The 4,121-nt window shown below is 69.7% G+C and carries 4 protein-coding genes; 1 reads left to right on the top strand and 3 read right to left on the bottom strand.

The annotated features are described in order from the left end of the window. From A612_RS09100 to metX, 3 genes are all read right to left on the bottom strand, one after another. Positions 1-1,404: Cache 3/Cache 2 fusion domain-containing protein (locus A612_RS09100; RefSeq protein WP_019374185.1), on the bottom strand; the 1,404-nt coding region annotated here is incomplete at its 3' end. Between the two features lie 134 nt (positions 1,405-1,538). Next, positions 1,539-2,123, bottom strand: a complete 585-nt coding sequence (metW, locus tag A612_RS09105; RefSeq protein WP_019374186.1) for a methionine biosynthesis protein MetW — start codon at positions 2,121-2,123, stop codon at positions 1,539-1,541. After that, on the bottom strand, positions 2,120-3,256 hold the full coding sequence (gene metX, locus A612_RS09110) for a homoserine O-succinyltransferase MetX (protein WP_019374187.1): 1,137 nt from the start codon (positions 3,254-3,256) through the stop codon (positions 2,120-2,122). The genes metW and metX overlap by 4 nt, the downstream gene beginning before the upstream one ends. 444 nt (positions 3,257-3,700) lie before the next feature. Here metX and A612_RS09115 point away from each other — a divergent pair. Further along, positions 3,701-4,121: RNA recognition motif domain-containing protein (locus A612_RS09115; RefSeq protein WP_019374188.1), on the top strand; the 421-nt coding region annotated here is incomplete at its 3' end.

Below are 4,121 nucleotides of genomic sequence, written 5' to 3' on the forward strand. Positions count from 1 at the left end.
CGCCACCTCGCCGGCCGAAGCCGCCAGCCGGTTCGCCTGGCGCGCCGCGTCAGCCGACTGCTGCACGGTGGCGGTGAGCTGCTCCATGCTCTGAGCCGTCTCGGCCAGGCTGCTGGCGGTGGCCTCGGTGCGCGCCGACAGGTCCCGGTTGCCGCTGGCGATCTCGGCGCTGGCGGTATCGATGCTCTCGGCCGCCTGGCGCACCTGCTGCAGCATCCGCACGTAGCGCAGGCGCAGGCCCTCGACCTCGCGCACCAGCGCTCCGATCTCGTCGCGGCGCGCGGTGGAAAAACTCTGCGTCAGATCGCCCTGCGCGACCAGGGTGATGGCCTGGGTGAGCTCGGTCAGCGGTCGGCTCACACCGCGGCGCAGCACCGCGAACAGCCCGGCGCCAATGGCCAGCAGCGCCAGCGCCATCAGCCCCCACACGGCTGCCGTGGTGCGCCGGTGGGCCGCCATGGCCTCGGCGTCCGGCACCTCCGCCACCACCCACCAGCCCGCCTGCGTCTTGCGCATCAGCGCCCAGGCGTCGGTCGTGGCCGGCTCCAGCAGCGCCACGGCGTCGCGCACATGGCCGTCCGGCGCGCCCGCCAGCGCCTCCAGGAAGGAGCGGGCCGCCGGAGCCACCTCCAGCACCGGCCGGCCGGCGGCCGTGGGGTGGTAGATGAAGCGCGCCTGCTCGGGCGAGGCGCCGGGCTGGATCACGTACACCCCGCCATGCTCGAAAAAGCGCGTCTGCGCCACCTGCTTTTGCAGCATGGACTGGAACAGGCTCACGTCGTTGGCGATGAACAGCAGCGCCACCACCTGCCCGGAAGCGTCCGGCACCGGCAGGTAGTGGCCCATGTAAGGCTTGCCCTGCACGCGCACCAGCCCGGTGAACGCCTCGCCCCGGCTCACCGCCGCGTACGCCGGATCGGTGCGCGGCAGCGGCACGTCCAGCGCGCGCCGGCCCTGCTCGTCCTTCACCGAGGTGGTCACGAGGACGAAGTCCTGGCCCTGCCTGGCATAGACGCCGGCCAGGCTGCCGGTCTCCTGCGCGAAGCGGTCCACCGAGCCGAAGTCGCCGTTCACCAGCCCGCCGTAGCTGCGCAGCTCGCCGGTGGCCTCGTCCAGCTGCATGGTCGCCTCGAAGAAGCGCTGGAAGCCGCGCATGGAGCCGCGCACCATCTCGCGGTTGGTGTTGTCCGCCGCGTCCAGCGACTGCGCCACCGCCTCGGCCGTGGTGGCGACGCTGCCGATCAGCTGGCTGCGCGTGCTGCGCTCCGTGAGCACAGCCAGCGCCACGCCGACCAGCACCAGCACGGCTGCCAGCAGCGCCAGCGCCAGCAGGGTGACGCGCCGGGCGACGGAGCGGCTGCGAACGACCGCTGGCGCAGCGGGGGCGGGACGGGCGGCAGGCATGGGAACCCTCTTTTCTGGCAAGGAGGCACCGCCACCGGATCGGGCGGCACAGCAGCCTATGAATCTACTGTGCCACCGCCGTTACATTTATTCACGCATTCCCCTACGCAGTTGCACGTAGGGCACCCGCCCCTTTAATCCCGCTCGAAGCGGAACACCGCCGTGCCGGCGCGCGCGTTCGGCAGCCAGCGCACCTCGCGTCCGTCCTGCAGCCCGAAGGCGTCGAGCACGCGCAGGCGGTTCTTGCGCGCCAGCACCTCGAAGTCCTTGAAGGTGCCCACGCGGATGTTGGGCGTGTCATACCACTGGTAGGGCAGGCGCGGCGTGACCGGCATGCGCCCGCGCAGGATCGACAGGCGATTCGGCCAGTGTGCGAAATTCGGGAAGGCCACGATGCCGCTCTTGCCCACGCGCGCGGTCTCGCGCAGCATGACCTCGGCATTGCGCAGGTGCTGCAGCGTGTCGATCTGCAGCACCACGTCGAAGCTGTCGTCGGCGAAGGCCGCGAGACCCTCGTCGAGGTTCAGCTGGATCACGTCCACGCCGCGGCGCACGCAGGCGAGCACGTTCGCATCCGCGATCTCGATGCCGTAGCCCGAGCAGCCGCGCTCGCGCTGCAGCAGGTCGAGCAGGGCGCCGTCGCCGCACCCCAGGTCGAGCACCCGGCTGCCCTCGGGCACCAGGCGGGCGATGGCATGCATGGTGGCGTGGTCGCTCACGGCTGCACCTCCTTGGCGATGTTGTCGAAATAGGCGCGCACCACGGCGAGGTAGCGCGGATCGTCTAGCAGGAAGGCGTCGTGCCCGTGCGGCGCGTCGATCTCCGCGTAGGCGACGCGGCGGCGGTTCTCCAGCAGCGCCTGCACGATCTCGCGGCTGCGCGCCGGGGCAAAGCGCCAGTCGGTGGAAAAGCTCACCAGCAGGAACCTCGCCCGCGCCGCGGCCAGGGCGCGCGCCAGACTGCCGCCGTGCGCGCGCGCCGGGTCGAAATAGTCCAGCGCGCGGGTGATCAGGAGGTAGGTGTTGGCGTCGAAGTAATCGCTGAACTTGTCGCCCTGGTAGCGCAGGTAGCTCTCGATCTGGAACTCCACGTCCTGCGTACTGTACTGGTAGCCCCCGTTGACGGCGTTCCTCAGCTCGCGGCCGAACTTCTCGTTCATCACGTCGTCGCTCAGGTACGTGATGTGGCCGATCATGCGCGCGATGCGCAGCCCGCGCTTCGGGACGACGCCGTGCCGGTAGAAGTGCCCGCCGTGGAAGTCCGGATCCGTGACGATGGCGCGGCGCGCCACCTCGTTGAAGGCGATGTTCTCGGCCGTCAGGTTGGGGGCGCTGGCCACCACCACCGCGTGGCGCATGCGCTCGGGGTACTGCAGCGTCCAGGAAAGCGCCTGCATGCCGCCCAGGCTGCCGCCCATGACGGCCGCCAGCTGCGCGATGCCGAGGCGGTCCAGGAGCCGCGCCTGGGCGTTGACCCAGTCCTCCACCGTCACCACCGGAAAATCCGCGCCGTAGACCTCTCCGGTGTCGGGGTTGGTGTGCATCGGCCCGGTCGAGCCGAAGCACGAGCCCAGGTTGTTCACGCCGATGACGAAGAAGCGGTTGGTGTCCACGCTCTTGCCGGGCCCGATCATGTTGTCCCACCAGCCCTCGCTGCGCTCCTGGCCGGCGTAGCGGCCGGCCACGTGGTGCGAGGCATTGAGCGCGTGGCACACCAGCACGGCGTTGTCGCGCGCGGCGTTCAGCTCGCCGTAGGTCTCGTAGGCCAGCTGGTAGTCGCGGATCGAGGCGCCGGAGGCAAGGGGCAGGGCCTCGGCGAAGTGCATGGTCTGCGGCGTGGCGATGAACGACATGGCAAGCAAAAAACCCGGCTCGCGCTAAAGGCGGGCCGGGTCGGATTGCGTGCGTGCGATCTCGGTCACGTCTTTAGCAGGATTTGTAAAGCGCCCGCAAGCGGTGCAAATCGGCGCGTCTGGCGCGCAATTATGCCAAAGCCCGCAGGCGCTGGCACAGCGCTGCTGCGGCGGGGGTCGGGACGGACGGCACACGCGCGGCGCGAGGGACAGGGCGGAACCCCTGAAACAGGAACTTGACAATTGCGGCAATTTGGCCACACCTTCGGGCCAACCCGGATGAGCACGCGCAGCCATTAGGCCTCATAATGCTCAAGCGAGGGCATCTTGCCTCGCTGAGGTTGCGGTGATCCGTCAGTTTTCGCGCATAGGGCGTCTTTGTGATTCACTGGCTGCGGGTTCGGGACTCCGTTGCTAAGTCCAATTGTTTTTGAGGAGTCCCTGATGGGCAACAAACTGTACGTGGGCAACCTGCCCTATTCCGTACGCGACCAGGATCTGGAAGAGGCCTTCGGTCAGTTCGGCGCGGTCACCAGCGCCAAGGTCATGATGGAGCGCGACACCGGTCGCTCCAAGGGCTTTGGCTTCGTCGAGATGGGCAGCGACGCCGAAGCGCAGCAGGCCATCAACGGCATGAACGGCCAGTCGCTCGGCGGCCGCAGCATCGTCGTCAACGAGGCCCGTCCCATGGAGCCGCGCCCGCCCCGCAGCGGTGGCGGTGGTGGCTACGCCGGCGGCGGCGGTGGCTTCGGTGGTGGCGGCGGCTACGGCGGCGGTGGCCGCAGTGGTGGCGGTGGCGGCTACGGCGGCGGTCGCAGCGAAGGCGGCTTCCGCAGCCCCTACGGCTCCGGCCCGCGCGGCGGCA

This window comes from Melaminivora alkalimesophila, assembly GCF_000282995.1.
In the GTDB taxonomy this organism is placed as follows: domain Bacteria; phylum Pseudomonadota; class Gammaproteobacteria; order Burkholderiales; family Burkholderiaceae_C; genus Melaminivora; species Melaminivora alkalimesophila.